Source organism: Actinomadura craniellae (assembly GCF_003289645.1).
GTDB lineage: Bacteria > Actinomycetota > Actinomycetes > Streptosporangiales > Streptosporangiaceae > Actinomadura_D > Actinomadura_D craniellae.
Window position 1 is genome coordinate 130,205 of the sequence record NZ_QLYX01000013.1, and the last position, 17,361, is coordinate 147,565.

At 73.1% G+C, this 17,361-nt stretch carries 20 protein-coding genes and 3 tRNA genes; 13 read left to right on the plus strand and 10 right to left on the minus strand.

All coding sequences use genetic code 11. The features are described 5' to 3' along the window. Positions 1 to 31 precede the first annotated feature (31 nt). Positions 32 to 664, minus strand: a complete 633-nt coding sequence (locus tag DPM19_RS25125) for a MerR family transcriptional regulator (protein WP_111870486.1) — start codon at positions 662 to 664, stop codon at positions 32 to 34. A gap of 69 nt (positions 665 to 733) precedes the next feature. Here DPM19_RS25125 and DPM19_RS25130 point away from each other — a divergent pair, with 69 nt between their 5' ends. Then, entirely contained in the window at positions 734 to 1,747 is a 1,014-nt protein-coding gene (locus tag DPM19_RS25130; RefSeq protein ID WP_111870487.1) for a TlpA disulfide reductase family protein, read from the plus strand. Between the two features lie 100 nt (positions 1,748 to 1,847). After that, entirely contained in the window at positions 1,848 to 2,756 is a 909-nt protein-coding gene (locus DPM19_RS25135; protein ID WP_233510730.1) for an oxygenase MpaB family protein, read from the plus strand. A gap of 155 nt (positions 2,757 to 2,911) precedes the next feature. On the opposite strand, the gene DPM19_RS25140 is transcribed toward DPM19_RS25135, so the two are convergent. Next, positions 2,912 to 3,631, minus strand: a complete 720-nt coding sequence (locus tag DPM19_RS25140; RefSeq protein ID WP_111870489.1) for an IclR family transcriptional regulator — start codon at positions 3,629 to 3,631, stop codon at positions 2,912 to 2,914. Positions 3,632 to 3,735: 104 nt separating this feature from the next. Here DPM19_RS25140 and leuC point away from each other — a divergent pair, with 104 nt between their 5' ends. From leuC to DPM19_RS25160, 4 genes are all read left to right on the plus strand, one after another. Then, complete coding sequence (gene leuC, locus DPM19_RS25145; RefSeq protein WP_111870490.1) at positions 3,736 to 5,133, plus strand: 3-isopropylmalate dehydratase large subunit; 1,398 nt, start codon at positions 3,736 to 3,738, stop codon at positions 5,131 to 5,133. Between the two features lie 16 nt (positions 5,134 to 5,149). After that, positions 5,150 to 5,737, plus strand: coding sequence for a 3-isopropylmalate dehydratase small subunit (gene leuD / locus DPM19_RS25150; protein ID WP_111870491.1), 588 nt, complete (start codon positions 5,150 to 5,152; stop codon positions 5,735 to 5,737). A gap of 91 nt (positions 5,738 to 5,828) precedes the next feature. Beyond that, complete coding sequence (locus DPM19_RS25155; RefSeq protein WP_111870492.1) at positions 5,829 to 6,068, plus strand: SCO5555 family protein; 240 nt, start codon at positions 5,829 to 5,831, stop codon at positions 6,066 to 6,068. A gap of 153 nt (positions 6,069 to 6,221) precedes the next feature. Continuing rightward, positions 6,222 to 6,500 carry an HU family DNA-binding protein gene (locus DPM19_RS25160; RefSeq protein ID WP_111870493.1) on the plus strand — a complete coding sequence of 93 codons (279 nt, stop codon included), beginning with the start codon at positions 6,222 to 6,224 and terminating at the stop codon, positions 6,498 to 6,500. A gap of 67 nt (positions 6,501 to 6,567) precedes the next feature. Here the strand turns inward: DPM19_RS25160 and DPM19_RS25165 are convergent, their stop codons facing one another. Both DPM19_RS25165 and cofC read right to left on the minus strand, forming a co-directional pair. Further along, positions 6,568 to 6,771, minus strand: coding sequence for a hypothetical protein (locus tag DPM19_RS25165; protein WP_111870494.1), 204 nt, complete (start codon positions 6,769 to 6,771; stop codon positions 6,568 to 6,570). Between the two features lie 10 nt (positions 6,772 to 6,781). Continuing rightward, positions 6,782 to 7,450, minus strand: coding sequence for a 2-phospho-L-lactate guanylyltransferase (gene cofC, locus DPM19_RS25170; RefSeq protein WP_111870495.1), 669 nt, complete (start codon positions 7,448 to 7,450; stop codon positions 6,782 to 6,784). Between the two features lie 75 nt (positions 7,451 to 7,525). On the opposite strand from cofC, the gene DPM19_RS25175 reads away from it, so the two are divergent. Together DPM19_RS25175 and DPM19_RS25180 are read left to right on the plus strand one after the other, a co-directional pair. Beyond that, entirely contained in the window at positions 7,526 to 8,236 is a 711-nt protein-coding gene (locus DPM19_RS25175) for a lysophospholipid acyltransferase family protein (RefSeq protein WP_111870496.1), read from the plus strand. Then, the gene (locus DPM19_RS25180; protein WP_267900913.1) at positions 8,233 to 9,243 is read left to right on the plus strand and encodes an NAD(P)H-dependent glycerol-3-phosphate dehydrogenase; all 1,011 of its coding nucleotides are present in this window, start codon (positions 8,233 to 8,235) and stop codon (positions 9,241 to 9,243) included. The genes DPM19_RS25175 and DPM19_RS25180 overlap by 4 nt, the downstream gene beginning before the upstream one ends. An 8-nt stretch (positions 9,244 to 9,251) precedes the next feature. Here the strand turns inward: DPM19_RS25180 and DPM19_RS25185 are convergent, their stop codons facing one another. The 3 genes from DPM19_RS25185 to DPM19_RS25195 form a co-directional block, all read right to left on the minus strand. Then, positions 9,252 to 9,947 (minus strand): M15 family metallopeptidase, encoded by a 696-nt coding sequence (locus DPM19_RS25185; RefSeq protein ID WP_111870498.1) that lies wholly within the window; start codon positions 9,945 to 9,947, stop codon positions 9,252 to 9,254. Between the two features lie 32 nt (positions 9,948 to 9,979). Continuing rightward, the gene (locus DPM19_RS25190) at positions 9,980 to 10,897 is read right to left on the minus strand and encodes a hypothetical protein (protein WP_111870499.1); all 918 of its coding nucleotides are present in this window, start codon (positions 10,895 to 10,897) and stop codon (positions 9,980 to 9,982) included. A gap of 147 nt (positions 10,898 to 11,044) precedes the next feature. Next, entirely contained in the window at positions 11,045 to 12,055 is a 1,011-nt protein-coding gene (locus DPM19_RS25195) for a D-alanine--D-alanine ligase family protein (RefSeq protein ID WP_111870500.1), read from the minus strand. 216 nt (positions 12,056 to 12,271) lie between these two features. On the opposite strand from DPM19_RS25195, the gene DPM19_RS25200 reads away from it, so the two are divergent. Then, the gene (locus tag DPM19_RS25200; protein WP_111870501.1) at positions 12,272 to 13,120 is read left to right on the plus strand and encodes a hypothetical protein; all 849 of its coding nucleotides are present in this window, start codon (positions 12,272 to 12,274) and stop codon (positions 13,118 to 13,120) included. On the opposite strand, the gene DPM19_RS25205 is transcribed toward DPM19_RS25200, so the two are convergent. Further along, entirely contained in the window at positions 13,110 to 14,954 is a 1,845-nt protein-coding gene (locus DPM19_RS25205; protein WP_111870502.1) for a beta-propeller domain-containing protein, read from the minus strand. The genes DPM19_RS25200 and DPM19_RS25205 overlap by 11 nt on opposite strands. A 162-nt stretch (positions 14,955 to 15,116) precedes the next feature. On the opposite strand from DPM19_RS25205, the gene DPM19_RS25210 reads away from it, so the two are divergent. After that, complete coding sequence (locus DPM19_RS25210) at positions 15,117 to 15,773, plus strand: acetamidase/formamidase family protein (RefSeq protein ID WP_233510732.1); 657 nt, start codon at positions 15,117 to 15,119, stop codon at positions 15,771 to 15,773. 11 nt (positions 15,774 to 15,784) lie between these two features. Here the strand turns inward: DPM19_RS25210 and DPM19_RS25215 are convergent, their stop codons facing one another. Beyond that, on the minus strand, positions 15,785 to 16,648 hold the full coding sequence (locus tag DPM19_RS25215) for an NAD(P)-dependent oxidoreductase (RefSeq protein WP_111870504.1): 864 nt from the start codon (positions 16,646 to 16,648) through the stop codon (positions 15,785 to 15,787). Between the two features lie 239 nt (positions 16,649 to 16,887). Between DPM19_RS25215 and DPM19_RS25220 the strand changes: the two genes are divergently transcribed. The 3 genes from DPM19_RS25220 (at position 16,888) to DPM19_RS25230 (ending at position 17,131) form a co-directional block, all read left to right on the plus strand. Continuing rightward, a tRNA-Leu gene (locus tag DPM19_RS25220) sits at positions 16,888 to 16,961 on the plus strand. Between the two features lie 4 nt (positions 16,962 to 16,965). After that, positions 16,966 to 17,040 (plus strand) — tRNA-Leu (locus tag DPM19_RS25225). A 5-nt stretch (positions 17,041 to 17,045) separates the two neighbouring features. Continuing rightward, positions 17,046 to 17,131: transfer RNA gene (locus DPM19_RS25230), tRNA-Tyr, on the plus strand. 21 nt (positions 17,132 to 17,152) lie between these two features. On the opposite strand, the gene DPM19_RS25235 is transcribed toward DPM19_RS25230, so the two are convergent. Beyond that, complete coding sequence (locus DPM19_RS25235) at positions 17,153 to 17,338, minus strand: hypothetical protein (protein WP_111870505.1); 186 nt, start codon at positions 17,336 to 17,338, stop codon at positions 17,153 to 17,155. Between the last annotated feature and the right edge of the window lie 23 nt (positions 17,339 to 17,361).

Consider the following 17,361-nt stretch of genomic DNA (forward strand, 5'->3'; position numbering starts at 1 on the left):
GGCGCGGGAACGACGTGTCAGCGGTCCGGTGTCAGGAGCGTGGGGCGAAGCGCCGGGCGGAGGCGTCCTCCTGGGCCAGCCGGTGCAGGGCCGTCAGGATCCGCTCGTGGAACACCGTGCCGACGAGCATGGTGAGCACCGCCTGGTCCCGGGGCTCGTCCGCCGACACCTGGCCGGCCTCGTGCTCGGCGAGGTTCCGGGCCGCCTCGACGTAGGGTGCGAGCGCGGCGGGGTCGACCGGCCGGCCGAGCCGGGCCAGCGCGGCGAAGGTCTCGGCGAGCAGGTCGCGGGCCGGGGCCCGGGAGGAGACCCGCCAGCCCAGCTCGGTGACCAGCGCGTCCGCGGCGGCGCGGGCCGCCTGCCGGTCCGGGTCCTCCTCGGTCGGTTCGGGGTGCGGGCCGAGCGCGTACTGCACGGTGCCCAGCAGGTCGTGCAGCGGGGCCTCCTCGTCGAGCGCCTGGACGATCTTCTGGACGGCGGCGACGGGCAGGTCGCCGACCTCCCGCAGCGCCCGGATCAGCCGCAGCCGCTCCAGGTGCCGCCCGTCGTACTCGGCCCGGGTGGCGGCGGTCACGGTGCCCCGGGGCAGCAGCCCGGAGCGGATGTAGAACTTGATCGTCTGGACGGTCAGGCCGCTGCGCTCGGCGAGTTCGGAGATCTTCATGGCCACCCCCTTGACTGGATACTACAGCTATCCAATGATTGGATAGTGAAAATATCCAAGGAGGGAATCATGTTCACCGTCATCGACGAGACCGGCACCACCACCCTGGACGCGCGGCCGGACGGGACCGGCCGGCTGCTCGCGCCGTCCGGCCGGCCGCTGTTCGGCTGGGAGCGCGAGCCGCACGGCTGGTGCCGCGGCGACGCCTGCCTGCCCGTCCACCGGGCGGCCGGCGCCGAGACCCCCGACGGCGTCGACGTGGCGGCCTTCGCGGCGCTGGTGGGGAAGGTCGCGGTCGTCGACGAGGCCGAGCGGGCCGTGGCCCTCGCCGACGCGCCCGCCGGGAGGCCGGCCGGCGAGGAGGCGCCCGGGTTCACCCTCGACGGGCTGTCCCTGTCCGACCTGCGCGGGCGCAAGGTCGCCCTGGTCTTCTGGGCGTCCTGGTGCGGCTGCCGGTACGACCTGCCGGCCTGGGCGCAGCGGCACGCCGAGCTGGAACCGCACGGCCTGACCGTGGTGAGCGTGGCCGCCGACCGGTCCGCCGCCGACGCCCGGCCGTGGATCGAGGCGGCGGGGGACGCACACCCGGCGCTCGTCGACACCGAGGGCGCGGTGGCCGAGCTGTACGGCGTGATCAACGTGCCGACCGTGGTGTGGATCGACGAGGAGGGCCGGATCGCCCGCCCGCAGGACACCCAGACCGCGACCGACCTCTTCCGCTCGATGAACGGCCTGGACTCCCAGGCGTCCCGCGAGGCGCTGCGCCGCTGGGTGCTGCACGGCGACGCCGGGGTCGGCCCGGAGCACACCCGGCTGCGGGCCGCCACCCCCGGTGAGCAGCGCGCCCGCGCGCACGCCCGGCTGGCCGCCTGGCTGGCCCGGGAGGGCCGGGTGGAGGCCGCCCGCCGGCACGTGGCCGAGGCCGCCGCGCTGGCCCCGCACGACGTGGCGATCAGGCGCGGCCTGATGCCGCTGCTCGGCGAGGACCCCTTCGGCGACGGCTACTTCGCCCTCCGCGCCGAGCTGGAGGAGGCGGGCGTCCCGCTGTACCGGCCGCTGCCCACCGCCGCGGACCGGGTGTGAAACGGAAAGATCCGGTGCACGGGTTGTGGTCGGGCGCTCCTCGGGTACTCTTGTAAGTAAGTACTTGCAGAGGATCCAGCCCCCTATCGTCAGGAGGTCGATGGCGATGACGATCCTGGAAAGCCGCCCGGTCGCGCTCCCCCGCGGAGAGGAGCCGGAGCCGTTCGGACCCGGCTCGATCATGTGGGACACGATCGGCCTCTACGTTTCGGCGCTCGCGGGCAACGCGGCGTTCATCCTGCAGTCCATGCACCCCACGATCGGCACGGTGGTCGACCAGCTGTCGAGCTTCCGCACCGACCCGGTGGGCCGGGCGGCGCGCAGCTTCGCCTCGGTGCAGACCTGGGTGTACGGAGGCCAGGAGGCGATCGCCGAGGGCCACCGGCTGCGCGAGATGCACAAGAGCCTCAGCGCCGTGGACGAGGAGGGCCGCAAGCACCACGCACTGGGCGCGGAGGGCTGGGCCTGGGTGCATCTGACCGGCTTCTACGCCGGGGTGACCGCGGCCCGCTACTTCTCCGTCGAGCCGCTCACCCCCGAGCGGGAGCAGCAGATCTTCGAAGAGTTCATGCACCTCGGCCGCATCCTGCGGGTGCCCGAGCGGATGCTGCCCGGGAGCATCCCCGAGTACTGGGCCTACTTCGACGACATGGTCGAGAACACCCTGGTGGGACACCGGGTGGCCCGGGACGTCCTGGAGATGATGGACCAGGTGCCGCCCGGCACGCACCGGCTGCTGCGGCCGATCCTCGGCCCGGCCCACGCGATGACGGGACGGGTCGGCCGGTTCATCACCACCGGCACCCTGCCGCCGGCGGCCCGCAGGAAGCTGGGCCTGCGCTGGTCGGCCGCCGACGAGCGGCGGCTGAAGGCGCTCGGCGGGCTGATCGCCCGCACCGAGCCCACCCTGCCCGAGCGCGTCCGCTACATGCCCATCGCCTACCGCGCCCGCGAGGCCGCCCGCGCCCAGGAAAGGCTGCAGAAGGCACTCGCCCACCGCCCGATGTGACCCGAGTCGGGGCCGGCCCGGCTCCGGAAGGCGTCGGGCCGGGGCCTGACATGGTCCCGGCCCGTCCATCGGAGGTCACCTCCGGGACGCCGGCCGAGCGCCGGCCGCGACTTGAGGGCGGTCGCGGGGCGCCGGCCGGACGTCCGATCCGAAGGTCAGGTAATCGTGCGGCGCATGGCCTCGGAGACCTGCTCGGCGGCGGCCAGGACGGCGGGGGCGTGCAGCCGGCCGGGGGAGCGGGTGAGGCGTTCCAGCGGGCCGGACACCGAGATCGCGGCGACCACCCGGCCGCCCGCGCCGCGGATCGGGGCGGACACCGAGCCGACGCCCTGCTCGCGCTCGCCGACGCTCTGCGCCCAGCCGCGCCGCCGCACCGCCGCCAGCGTGGTGGCCTCGAACTTGGCGCCGCGCAGGCCGCGGTGCAGCCGGTCGGGCTCCTCCCAGGCCAGCAGGATCTGCGCGGCCGAGCCCGCCGTCATCGGCAGCGCCGCGCCGACCGGGACGGTGTCGCGCAGCCCGCTGCTGCGCTCGGCGGCGGCCACGCACACCCGGACGTCCCCCTGCCGCCGGTAGAGCTGGGCGCTCTCGCCGGTGCGGTCGCGCAGCCGGGTCAGCACGGGCTGGGCGATGGCCAGCAGCCGGTCCTCGCCCGCCGCCGCGGCCAGTTCGGCCAGCCGGGGGCCGAGGATGAAACGGCCCTGGGTGTCGCGGTGCACGAGCCGGTGGTGCTCCAGCGCGACGGCGAGCCGGTGGGCGGTCGGCCGGGCCAGGCCGGTGGTCTGCACGAGCTGGGCGAGGGACGCGGGGCCGGCTTCCAGGGCGTTGAGTACGAGAACGGCTTTGTCGAGCACGCCGACTCCGCTAGAGTTGTCCATGCTTCGATACTGCCGTCTTGAAATGTGAGATGCAAATTCAAGGGGCGGTCAAGCGCCGCGGATGGCGCCGAACAAATCAGCCGAGCACAGATGAGGTGGGAGCGATGGGCCGTACATTGGCCGACAAGGTGTACGACGCGCATGTCGTACGGCGTGCCGAGGGCGAGCCGGACCTCCTCTACATCGACCTGCACCTGCTGCACGAGGTCACCAGCCCGCAGGCGTTCGACGGGCTGCGGATGGCCCAGCGGCCGGTGCGCCGCCCCGACCTGACGATCGCTACCGAGGACCACAACGTCCCCACCCAGAACATCCTGGCGCCGATCGCCGACCCCGTCTCGCGCACCCAGGTCGAGACCCTGCGCAAGAACTGCGCCGAGTTCGGCGTCCGGCTGCACCCGATGGGCGACGCCGGCCAGGGCATCGTGCACGTCATCGGCCCGCAGCTCGGGCTGACCCAGCCGGGCATGACCGTGGTGTGCGGCGACTCGCACACCTCCACGCACGGCGCGTTCGGCGCGCTCGCGTTCGGCATCGGCACCAGCGAGGTCGAGCACGTGCTCGCCACCCAGACGCTGCCGCAGATCAAGCCGAAGACCATGGCCGTCACGGTCGAGGGCGCGCTGCCCGCGGGCGTCACCGCCAAGGACCTCATCCTGGCGGTCATCGCCGAGATCGGCACCGGCGGCGGCCAGGGCCACATCATCGAGTACCGCGGCGAGGCGATCCGCGCGCTGTCGATGGAAGGCCGGATGACGGTCTGCAACATGTCCATCGAGGCGGGCGCCCGGGCCGGCATGATCGCCCCGGACGAGACCACCTTCGCCTACCTCAAGGGCCGCCCGCACGCCCCGCAGGGCGCCGACTGGGACGCCGCCGTCGCGTACTGGACGTCGCTGCGCACCGACGACGACGCGGTCTTCGACAAGGAGGTCGTGATCGACGCGACCACCCTGACCCCGTTCGTCACCTGGGGCACCAACCCCGGCCAGGGCGCCCCGCTCGGCGCGAGCGTGCCCGACCCGGCGTCCTACGCCGACCCGATCCAGCGCTCGGCCGCCGAGCGGGCCCTGGAGTACATGGGCCTGGCCGCCGGCACCCCGCTGCGTGAGATCGCCGTCGACACCGTCTTCGTGGGCTCCTGCACCAACGGCCGGATCGAGGACCTGCGGGCCGCCGCGGACGTGCTCACGGGCCGGAAGGTCGCCGACGGCGTCCGCATGCTGGTCGTCCCCGGCTCGATGAAGGTCAAGGCGCAGGCGCAGGAGGAGGGCCTGCACGAGGTCTTCACCGCGGCCGGCGCCGAGTGGCGCGAGGCGGGCTGCTCCATGTGCCTGGGCATGAACCCCGACCAGCTCAAGCCGGGCGAGCGCAGCGCCTCCACCTCCAACCGCAACTTCGAGGGCCGGCAGGGCAAGGGCGGGCGCACCCACCTGGTCTCGCCCGCCGTCGCCGCCGCGACCGCCGTCACCGGCCGCCTGGCCGCGCCCGCCGACCTGTAGACCTGGAGAGATCCCGATGGAAGCGTTCACCACCTACACCGGTCGCGCCGTCCCGCTGCGCCGGAGCAACGTCGACACCGACCAGATCATCCCCGCGGTCTGGCTGAAGCAGGTCAGCCGCACCGGCTTCGAGAAGGGCCTGTTCGCCGCCTGGCGCGAGGACCCCTCGTTCGTGCTGAACGACCCGGTCTACGCGGGCGCCGGCATCCTGGTCGCCGGGCCCGACTTCGGCACCGGGTCCTCCCGGGAGCACGCCGTCTGGGCGCTGCAGCAGTACGGCTTCCGCGTCGTGATCGCGCCGCGCTTCGGCGACATCTTCCGCAACAACTCCACCAAGATGGGGCTGCTGCCGGTGATCCTGCCGGAGACCGACGTCGAGACCCTGCAGTCGGCGGTCGAGGCCGACCCGACCACCGAGATCACCGTGGACCTCGGCGCCCGCCGGGTCCATGGCGGCGGGGTCGACGCCCCGTTCGAGATCGACGACTACACCCGCTGGCGGCTGATGGAGGGCCTGGACGACATCGGGCTGACCCTCCGCCACGCCGACGGCATCACGGCCTACGAGGAGGCCCGTCCGGCCTGGTTGCCGGCGACACTCTGAGCCCGCGAGGGACCTGACGCACGAGCGTGTCGCCGGACAGGGAAGAATCAACCCTGTCCGGCGACACGCTCGTGCGTTCTCTGGGGGTGCGGTGAGTACGGAGTCCGGCTGGTCGGAACCCGCCTGGGACGACCCTGCGCTGACCCTGCTGGCGCGCCGCCTCCGCGACGCCCACCGGTTGGTCGCGCCGCTGCCGCCGGAGCCCCGGCAGCGCCTCATCCGCCACCTCCTGGCGATCACGGACCTGGCCAAGCGGGACGCTGACCTGGCCGCACGCAGGCTGGCCGCGTTTCTGGAGGATTTCGAGGGTACGAGGAGCACCGGAAGGTAGCGGAGTGACCACCGATGGTCCGATGATCTCGTTGGAGGGGGCAAAGGGCGACAAAAACGCCTGCGACACGGGAAGTATTGCTTGCAGGTGATTGTGTGTCCGCCCATGGTCCCCTAGTTTCGTCGGGGCAAGGGGGAACTGGAGGAGTACCCAATGAACAAGCGTGAGCTGGTCGACGCCATTTCTGACCGGCTGGGCAGCAAGAAGGCTGCAGCCGAGGCCGTCGACGCCATCCTGGAGACGATCCAGGACGCCGTCGCCAAGGGCGACAAGGTCGCGATCACTGGATTCGGTTCGTTCGAGAAGGCCGACCGGCCTGCCCGTACGGCCCGCAATCCGGCGACCGGCAAAGCCATCGATGTCCCGGCGACGTCGGTGCCGAAGTTCCGCGCCGGTGCCGACTTCAAGAACCTGGTGGCAGGCAAGAAGTAAGGCGTTCGCGTCGGCGCCCGGGGATCGCATCGTCAGGTGCGACCCCCGGGCGCCGACGTATTCGCGGTCAGTGGGGCAGTGGGAAGGTGGAGAGCGTGATCACCGTGATCCGGCCGTCCTCGACCGCCAGGTTGACCCGCTGGCCGAAGCGCAGCAGCCGCAGACCGCCCGCGGCGAACGCCTCGGCATCGAAGTCGAGCTGGGTGCCGTCGTCGAGCAGCACGCTGCCCGACCGTGTGGCGGCCTCGTACGTCCGCACCGTCCCCTGCATGCTCCGCACCCTACCGAGCAGCCCCGCGCGGCGGGGCCGGGTGGAACCGGGCGGCGACCTCGGCGGTGCGGGGGCCGGTGCCCAGCGCGAGGGCGGCGCGCAGGTCCTCGGGGGTGTCGACGTCACGCCGCACGGTCTCGATGCCGCCCGGGGCGAGTTCCACCGCCCCCCGGGCGCGGTGCCGCTCGCGCGAGCCGGTGCCGAAGGCCGGGGCGAAGGCGACCCCCGGCCGGACGGTGTAGAGGGTGGTCCCGACGGACGCGGCGTCCGGCACGAAGGCCTGGGGCGCCCGGGCCGCCGCGTCGAGCGCCCGGCCCAGTTCGCCGGGCCGCAGCGCGGGCAGGTCGGCCGACAGGGCGCCGACCCCCGCGCCGGGAGCGGCGAGCCGGGCGAGCCGGGCGCCGTGCACCAGCGCCGGGTTCAGCCCCTCGTCGGGCTCGTCGGGCACCGTCCGGGCGCCCAGCGCGGCCAGTTCCCGGGCGGCCAGCGGATCGTCGGTCACCACCACGACGGCCCCCACCCGGGGGCAGCGCAGTGCCGCCGCGACCGTGTCGGCGGCCACCGCGAGCGCCAGTTCGGCCCGGTGCGCCCCGGCCGCGGCGGCCATCCGGGATTTCGCCCGGGCCAGCACCTTCACCGGCACCACGAGCGACCACATGAGATCAGCAGGACTCGACATCGCGAACTCGACACTATGCGCAGGTACCGGCGACACTGATGGGCACCCCACGTTCCGGGGGAGAGGAGGAAGGGCATGAGTCACGGATACTCGCCGCGCTGGCGCGGGTTCGTGATCGCCGTGCTGCGCCCGCTGCTCGTCTCGCTGCTGAAGCGTGACTGGCGCGGCCGGGAGAACGTTCCCCGGCGCGGCGGGGTGATCGTCGCGGCCAACCACCTCTCCTGGGCCGACCCGCTGGCCCTCGGCCACTTCGTGTACGCGTCGGGGCGCTTCCCCGTCTACCTCGCCAAGTCCACCCTGTTCACCGTGCCGATCGTGGGCGCGGTGCTGCGCGGCTGCGGGCAGATCGCGGTACGCCGGGGGCAACTGGACGCGGGGCAGGCGCTGGAGCCCGCACGGGAGGCGCTGCGCGCGGGCGAGTGCCTGATGTTCTATCCCGAGGGCACCTGCACGCGCGATCCGGAACTGTGGCCGATGACCGGCCGCACCGGCGCCGCCCGGCTGGCCCTGGCCTCCGGCGCCCCGGTGGTGCCGATCGCGCACTGGGGCGCGCAGGACGTGCTGCCCTACGGCAGCAGGCGGCCGAGGCTGCTGCCGCGCCGGACGATGCGTGTGGTGGCCGGCCCGCCGGTGGACCTGTCCAGGTACGCGGACGTTCCGGTGACCGCCGAGGTGCTGCGGGACGCCACCGCGGATATCATGCGGGCCATCGCCGATCTGCTGGGTGAGCTGCGAGGGGAAGAGCCGCCCAAGGAGCTCTACGATCCCCGGAAGAAGGCCTCTTGACCGCCCGAGCCGCAGTGATGGGCGCCGGTTCCTGGGGAACCGTGTTCGCCAAGGTGCTCCGTGATGCCGGCACCGAGGTCACCCTGTGGGGCCGCCGCCCCGGGACCATCGAGTCGATCAACGAGCGCCGGGAGAACCCCGACTACCTGCCGGGCGTGGAGCTGCCGCCCGGGATACGCGCCACCACCGACCCGGCCGAGGCGCTGGCCGGTGCCGACATCGTCGCGCTGGCCGTGCCGTCGCAGACGCTGCGCGCGAACCTGACGGTGTGGGCCCCGCTGCTGCCGTCCGACGCGGCGCTGGTGAGCCTGATGAAGGGCGTCGAGCTGGGCACCACCCGCCGGATGTCGGAGGTCATCCAGGAGGTGGCCGACGTTCCGGAGGAGCGGGTCGCCGCCGTCTGCGGCCCCAACCTGGCCCGGGAGATCGCCGCCGGCCAGCCCGGCGCGGCCGTGGCCGCCTGCTCCGACGAGGAGACCGCGCGGCGCATCCAGGCCGCCTGCATGACGCCGTACTTCCGCATCTACACCAACCCCGACGTGGTCGGCTGCGAGCTGGGCGGCGCGGTCAAGAACGTGATCGCGCTCTGTGTGGGCATCGCGGTGGGGCTGGGCTTCGGTGACAGCACCCGGGCGATGCTGATGACCCGGGGGCTGGCCGAGATCGCCCGGCTGGGCGCGGCGCTGGGCGCCGACGAGCACACCTTCGCCGGGCTGGCCGGGATGGGCGACCTCATCGCGACCTGCAGCTCGCCGCTGTCGCGCAACCGCACGTTCGGTGAGAACCTGGGCCGGGGCATGACCCTCGAACAGGTGATCTCGGTGACCAAGCAGACGGCCGAGGGCGTGAAGTCGTCGGAGGCCGTGCTGGAGCTGGCCCGCAAGCACAGCGTGGAGATGCCGATCACCGAGCTGGTGGCCGCGGTCATGCACCACGGGATGTCGATCGCCGAGGCCGCCGCCCTGCTGATGTCGCGTTCCCCCAAGCCGGAGCGGTACGGCGTCTGACCGCGTTTTCAGCCGTCAGGGTGGGTGACCGCGCCGAAGAGGGCGGCCGGAGCGCCGGTCCGTGCGGCCCACCACTGGTCGCCGTAGGACCAGTGCCACCATTCGAGCGGGTCGGGCACGAAGCCCTCCTCCGCCAGCACCCGGCCGAGCAACCTGCGCAGGTTCCGGACCCGGTGATCGCCACCGTCGGTCTCGAAGGCGGCGGTGGCCGCCGCCGGGACGAACGCGTCGAAGTCGGTGCCGAGCCCCAGCGGCGCCCCCCGCCAGCCGAGGGTCAGATCCACCGCTCCGCCGGTCACGTGCGGCGGGACCTGGTGGACGTCATCGGGGTCGGCCACGAAGCCGGCCGGGTCCGCCTCACCGGTCCGCCGGTAGTGGTCGAGCAGTTCGGACTGGAACGGCAGGGGCCGCCAGGCGTCGATCACGATGAGGTCGAAATCCGCGGGCAGGCGGCGTTGCGCCCGCAGCAGCCGCTCGGCCACGTCGAGGCGGGCCAGTGCCCGGCGCGGCGCCGTGTCGAACCCCAGCCACGAGTAGACGGGGAAGGTCGCGATCCGCCCGTCGAGTTCCACCAGCGGTACCGAAGCCTCGGCCACGGCCGGCAGCGGAGGGCCGGACCGGCCGGGAGCGGGAGGCAGGGGAAGCGGCGGTAGCCCGGGGAGTTCCGGTATCGCGATCTCGGTGCAGTCGATCAACCAGCGCATGACGTCATCCTTTCCCTTCCCGGCCTCGCCCCTCACCAGTGGAAAAGCACCCCTGATCCGGGCCACAGCAGGCTGGAGCTAGGGGTGGAGAACATGCTGAACTGGGGGTTGCCGCCGTCCCCCCGGACCAGGTCGCCACCGTAACTGCCGAGACCGTGCGCGATGAACGGCGAGCATTCGAGCCGGTGCGTCTCCGAATCGTCGCTGAGCCGCAGGCTGATCTCCGTGGTGCCCGCGCTGTAGTAGCCGTTGAAGATGATCGGGAAGCTGCGCTCGGTCTGCTGCAGCGGGAAGTCGAACTGCAGGGTGTAGGGGACGAGGCCGCCGGCCCACTCTTCCGACGGCATGTCGATGTACCAGCGCACCACGTCCAGCAGCCCCTCGGCGGGCTCGGTCTGCACCTGGAGGTAGGTGCCGTTGATGGCCATCCGCACCTGGCACGCGGCGGCCACCAGGTCTCGCCAGCGGGTCGGGTCCACCGACGGAATGGTGATCAGTTCTCGGACCAGGCAGTTGGGGATGCCGAATTCGGTGAGCAGCGCTTCTTCGGTACGGGCGGCGCTCACCCAGTAGCGGCGTGGGCGGACGGCGGGGAGGACGCGCCGGGCCCGGCTGAGCGTCTCGACCCGGTGGTAGGGCGTGCCGTCGAGGAGCTGGCCGTTGATGTGGATCGAGATGTCGTACTTGGCGTCCCAGACGATCTGGTGGGGTTTGCGGCCGGCTTCGATCAGCGGGTTCAGACCTTCACGCCAGACGATGCCGGCCCATTCCGGGGAGGTGCACTTGGCCCCGATGAGGGAGCGCTGTAACTCCACGATGCGGTGGTCGGGGACGGTCCTGCGGACCTGGTCCGCGTTCATCTTCCAGAGGTCGTCGCCGAGTTCGGGCAGGAAGATCGCGCCCGCCGTGACGCCGATGAGGATCAGGAAGAACTGTTTGAGGGGGTCCACACCGTTGGCGGCGAGATAGCCCAGCAGGGCCAGTGCGGTCAGCGTCCAACCGGCACGGGCCTTGCTGCGGGTGAGGTGGGTGATGGCTCGGCGGCTGCGGCGGCTGACGTCGAGGATCGGGCTTCACCCTCTCGGGTCGGTGCGGTGTCAGGTCACCGCGGGGGGTTCCAGGGCCAGGGCGCACAGGCGCTCGCACAACTCGGGGAAGTCGATGCCTTCGGCGGCGGCCGACTGCGGTAGCAGGCTGGTCGCGGTCATGCCCGGCAGGGTGTTCGCCTCAAGGCACCAGATGCGCTCGTCGGGGTCCATCCGGAAGTCGATCCGGCTGTAGGCGCCCAGTTTGAGTGCCCGGTGCGCCAGCACGGCCAGCCGCCGCATCTCCGCCGCCAGCCGCTCGGGCAGATCTGCGGGGAAGGTCTCGATGGCGCCACCGACCTGGTACTTGCTGCGGTAGTCGAAGATCTCGCTGTGCTGCGGGTCGATCTCGCCCACGGCCAGTGGCTGCCCGTCGACCACTCCGACGACGAACTCACGACCTGGGACGAACTTCTCGATCATTACGTCGGGACCGAACCGGGAGGCCTCGCGCACGGCGTCGTCGAGCTGCTCCGGCTCGTTCACCACGGTGAGCCCGATGGTGGATCCCTCCGTGTTGGGCTTCACGATCGCGGGAAAACCGACCTGGTCGGCCACCGTGGCGACGTCCGCGGGCGCCATGATCCAGTCGGGCGTGGGGACGCCCGCGAAGTGGAAGAGCCGCTTGGAGAGGTCCTTGTCCATCGCGACGGCGCTGCCCAGGACCCCGCTGCCGGTGTAGCGGATACCGGCCGAGTCGAGCAGGGCCTGGAGGGTGCCGTCCTCTCCGGCACCGCCGTGCAGGGCGAGGAACACGACGTCGAACCCGTGGAGTTCGCCGCCCGGCATCGTGAAGTGCGCGGTCAGGTCCGTCGGCGGTATGTCGCTGAGCTCGGGCGGGGTGTCGGTGACCGTCGAGTTGAGGAACACCTCGACTTCGGCGGGCTTGAGCGCCCCCTTCGCCGTGTCGATCGCGGTGACCGCGTGCCCGCGCGCACGGAGGGCCGAGAAGACCTGGGCGGCGCTCGCCGTCGAGACGTCTCGTTCCCGGCTCGCGCCCCCGAACAGCACCGCTACCCGCATCAAGCACCCCATCGTCGTCTTGGGCGGTGGAAGCCGGCCCGCACCGGCAGCAGGGTAGCAAGAGCGAAAGATGGACGACAGGGAGCGCTGACCTTAGCGGACACCGGTGGCCGGCGCCCGGGCCGACCGCCCGGGAGAGTGCACTTTTCCCTGGTCTGGCCGGCCGGCGCCGGTCATCCTGGGGGGCGGAGCCGGCGACGCACGGAAAGTCACGTCATGCGACTTGAGTACGCGGTGCTGGCGCCGTCGGGGAACGTGACACTGCTGATCTTCACCAGGGTGGCGCGCGACCGGCAGCCGGTACTGGCCGAGCGGCTGATGGCGGCGCGCCGGGACATCGAGCAGGTGGGGTTCGTCGAGCCGCCCACCACCCCTGCGGCCGATGCCCGGTTGCAGATGATGGGTGGTGAGTTCTGCGGTAACGCGGCGGGGGCGCTCGCCTGGTACCTGGCCCGTGGCGGCCGGCCGAACCGGCAGGTGCTGGAGGTCAGCGGCGCGTCCGTCCCGATCCGGGCCGACACGAACGGGGATCTCGTCGAACTGGACGTTCCCGTGGCGGTCAGGGCGCCGCGGCGGGCGGGCAACGCCACCGTCGTCATGCTCGACGGGATCACTCACCTGCTCGTCGGCGACGCGCCGCCGCGGGCGGTGCGGGCGGAGGCCCACCGGTGGTTGCGGAGGTCCGGGCTGCTCTCCCTGCCGGCCGCCGGAGTGGTGTTCCACCGGCCCCGCGGAGCCGAGATCGAGATATCGCCCGTGGTCCACGTGCGCGCCACGGGGACCCTGACGGCCGAGTCCTCGTGCGCCTCGGGGTCGGCGTGCGTCGCGATCCTCCAGGCCCTGCGCCGTGGGTGTGACACGGTCGTCGCCGTCCGGCAGCCGGACGGAGGGGTCATCGAAGCCGGTGCCCGGGTGTCGCCTGACGGCCGCGGTGTCATCGCCGCCACCGTCTCGGTACGAGTGCGCATGTGCGAGGAGGGCGTTTTCGCTCCTGCCGGGGCGCGGGGCATCCGGGGCGGGGCGCATCCGGGCCGCCGGCGATCGAGGTGGCGGATCAGTCCCTGAACGCCAGCCAGCCCTGGGTGGCCAGGGTGCCCGCGTGGTGTGCGCGGGCCCCGGCGCCGGAGATCGTCCACAGCGTGTCGCCGATCACCAGCGCCCGGCGGATCGGCAGTCCCCGGGGGTGCCGCAGCGTGCCGGTCAGGCTGATCCCGCCGTCGCGCACGGCGAGGACGAGTGCCTGGCCGGTGCCCTCGCGGTGCGAGGTGACCGGAACGACGGCGAGCCCGGTGGGCGGCCAGTACAGCAGCGCGTGTGGGTCGGACTCGACCTCTGAGCCGGTGCCGGGCACCTGGTGGCCGGCCACCTTGCGGGGCGGGCCGGTGACGTCGAACAGCGACACCTGGACGCCTAGGGGCCGGCCGGTGCGGTCGGCGTCCTGCCCGACGCCGAGCAGCCGGCCCGGCGCGACGGGAAGCAGATGGGACGAGTAGCCGGTGATCTTGAGTTCGCCGGTCAGCCGGGGGGCGCGGGGGTCGCGCAGGTCCAGCGCGTAGAGCGGGTCGATCTGGCGGAAGGTCACCACGTACCCGAGGTCGCCGACGAACCGCACGGCGTAGATGTGCTCGCCGCGGCCCAGCCCGCCGATCCGGCCCACGGGGGCGAGCCGGGAGCCGTGCCGCTCCAGTACCGTCACCTCGCTCTCGGCGCGGCCGGTGCCGGCCGCCATCAGGCGGGTGGTGGCGACCCGCAGCCGCCCGTCGTGCTCCGACAGCGCGTACTGGCCGATCAGCGTGCCCGGCACGGAGCCGGAGGCGGTGTGCCGGAGCCGGCCGCCCGGCCCGGCGACCTCGAACCGGTGCACGTCCGTGTGCTGCTCCTCGGGCCGGAGCCGCTTGCCGTCGAACCGAGGTCGCGGCCCGTCGGCGGGGCCGGGCCGCAGCGGCGGGGCGCCGGCGATGTACAGGCTCGTCGCGGTGGCGTAGACGGTGTCGCCGGCCGCGGCGATGCTGACCGGGGCGAGATCGCGCAGGTTCCCGGTCAGGTCGACGGTCAGCACGGTGAGCATGGACGTGCCGGTGTAGGCGGCGGGCCGGCTGACCCGGTCGCACGGCGGCCGGACGGTCCGGGGCGGGGCGGCGCCGGTCCGCACCTCGAAGGCGGGCAGCCAGGCGTCCAGCGGCGCCGTGCGGACGTGCCGGCGGTTGTCCTGGACGATGTCGGAGCTGGAGGCGGCCATCCCGGGCGTGGGGAAGCCGAAGCGCGGGCCGGACCGGACGACGATCCGGGCCAGCGTGCCGGTCTGCCGGGCGTCCACCAGGTGCGCCCGGGTGCTCAGCTCGCCCAGGACGCGGGGTGCTCCGGCCAGGTCGACCAGCAGCAGCCGGGTCCGGCCGGGGCGGGGGACGCCGCGGATCCCGGTGGCCTCGTCCCGGACGATCACCAGTGCCCGGTCGCCGCTGAGCAGCAGGTCGCCGGTGAACACGCCGGGCAGGGGCAGCCGGTGCAGGATCCGGCGGGAGGCGGCGTCGATCACCAGCAGCCGCTCCTGGGAGAGCGCGACGATCCGGCGGCCGTCGGTCTTCACCTGGTCGGGCTCGTCCACGCCCGCCTCGTGCACGGTGGTCCCCGAGTACGCGGGCGGGGACGGGGCGGCGGGCGCCGCCCCGGCGGCGGCCCGGCCCTCGCTCCGGATGGGGCCGTCACCGGGCAGGCCGTACGGCCCCACCAGCGGCTCGGCGGCCCGGCGCAGCTCGGTGAGCAGCGCGACACAGCTGGGGAAGCCCACCAGCCGGATCGGCGGGTCGGGGGCTGCGGGGAACCGGAAGGCGTCGCCGCCGAGGCATCCGGCGGCGAGCGCGGCCGCCAGGGCGGTGGCGAGCGGGCGGCGGGGGCGCATGGGCGTTGGACGTACGGGATGATCCTCTGGTTCCGGACAGAAGTAAGTGGTCAAGTTGGTGAGTCGGTCCTTACGGACGCTTAAGAACAACGAAACGGCGCAGAAACAGGGAGAGGGGCAAGATTTCCTTGCGCTACTCACCGGTAGAAAGGGATGTGCCTGTTGTTGCTCTCCGCGCCAGAGTTCACCACCGGACGGTCCACCCAGGCCGTGCCCGGACACAACCGATGGCACCCCGAGCTCCCCGCCGTGGCCGAGCTGATCTCCGGCGGCTCCGTCCGGATGGACTGCGAGGCCGCCCGGGCCGGCACCGAGGCCGTGCTGTGCGGCCCGCTCTCCGTACTGGGCGCCGAGCCCGGTGACGTCATCGTGGTCGACGTGCTCGGTGTCGGCCGGGCCGACGGGCACTACGCCGGCGGCGCCCACCCCGGGGTGCTCGGCTGCGCCCCCGCCGCCACGGCCCTGGGCATCGCCGACCCCGAACCCGAGGGCGCGCTGCTGGGGCACGTCCGCCCCGGCCTGGACGCCTACCCGCGGATCGCCGCCCGGGCGCTGCGCTCGGCCGCCCGGGGGCAGGAGATCGGCCGCTGCGACGTTGCCCGGCTCACCGCGGGCTCCCGGATCCTGCTCCCGGTGCACGTGCCCGGGGCCAAGCTCTCGGTGGGCGACCTGCACTTCCCGGAGCGGGGCGCCCCCGACTGCCGCCCGGACGGGCCGGCCGGCTGGATCGACATCCGGGTCAACCTCACCAAGCGGGGCATCGAGCGGTTCCGGGTCACCAGCCCGCTGCTGATGCCCGACCCCGACCAGGTGGCCTGAGCCCGGCCGGTCTAGCCGGCGAAGTAGGACGCTGCCATGTCCTCGTCGCCGTGGCCGCGCTCGACGGCGCGGCGGAAGCGCTCGGCGCCGGCGGCGGCCACGTCCATGCTGATCCCGGCCCGCTCCGCCGCGGCGAGGATCAGCCGGGCGTCCTTCTCGGCGGTGACCGTCGCGAAGCTCGGGGTGAAGTCGCCCGACATGATGGCGGCGGCCTTGACCTGCAGGTAGCCCATGTCCAGCGGGCCGCCCGCGATCGCGCCCAGGAACGCCTTCGGATCGACGTCGAGCCCCTGGGCGAGCGAGAGGGCCTCCGCGATCCCGTTGGTGACGGCGAGCACCCAGCTGTTGCAGACCAGCTTGAGCCGGGTGGCCGCGCCGGTCGTGCCGTCGTCGCCGACCCAGGTCGTCCGGGCGCCGATCGTGTCGAAGACCGGGGCGAGCGCCGGGCGGACGGCCTCGGGCGCGGCGGCGAGCACGAGCAGCCGGCCCGCCTCGGCCGGTTGCCGGGTGCCGAGCACCGGAGCGTCAACGAAGATCAGACCGTGGTCGACGGCGAATCCGCCCAGCTCGTCGACGTCGTCCAGGGAGACGGTCGTGGACTGCGCCCAGAGGGTGCCCGGCCGCAGCGCCGGGGCCGCCTGGCGCATGGTCTCCAGCACGGTCCGGCCGTCGAACAGGATCGTCAGGACCACGTCGGCGCCCGCGACGGCCTCGGCCGGATCGTCGACCACCCGCACCCCGTCGGCCGCCAGCGGCTCGGCCTTCGACCGGGTCCGGTTCCACGCCCGCACGTCGTGCCCGGCCCGGGCGAGGTTGCGGGCCATCGCCGCGCCCATGATTCCGGTGCCGAGCACCGCCACTGAGGTGATGGTCATGGTCTGATCCTTTCATCCGTCATGTGGTGGGCCGGGCGGAAAATGCGTTGCGCCGGTTTTGCGGGGTCTGGCACTGTGAAGGACGTCAGCACCCCCAGGGGCCCGAGAGGAGGACCGGCCATGAACGCGCGGCGACTTCACTATCGACTGCCCTCGGCGTCCCTCGCCCGCCCCGGCCGGTATCCCGCTCGCTGAGATCTGCCGGCCGCAGGTCCGAGTGACGCCTTCCTCGATCACCCGCGGCTCTGCTCCAACAGGTAGAGGGGCCACTTTCAGGAAGTGGATGTTCCGGGTTCGAATCCCGGGAGCCGCACGATGCCCTCGTAGTCCAATCAGGTAGAGGCGCTTCGTTGAGGACGAAGATGGTGCAGGTTCGAATCCTGTCGGGGGCACTCCAGGGGCGGCGCCGGAGTGGGAGAGCCGGGCCCGGCTGTAAACCGGGTGCCTCGCGCTGAGCGGGTTCGAATCCCGCCCGCCCCACCACCCCGCCCCACCACCGGGACCTCAGCCCGGCTCGACGTCGTCGTCGGACGGCTCGTCGGCGTGCGCGAACTCCGGCGGGGTGTCGTCATCGACCGCGGGGTGGAGGCCCGGCCCCCACTCGATCTCCTCGCCCTGGATGCTCAGCGGCGGCCCCGTCTTCTCGACCCGCGGAGAAGTACCGTTGCGCTCCTCCGGCACGGTGCTCACCTCCGTCCCGCCCGCCCTCGGCT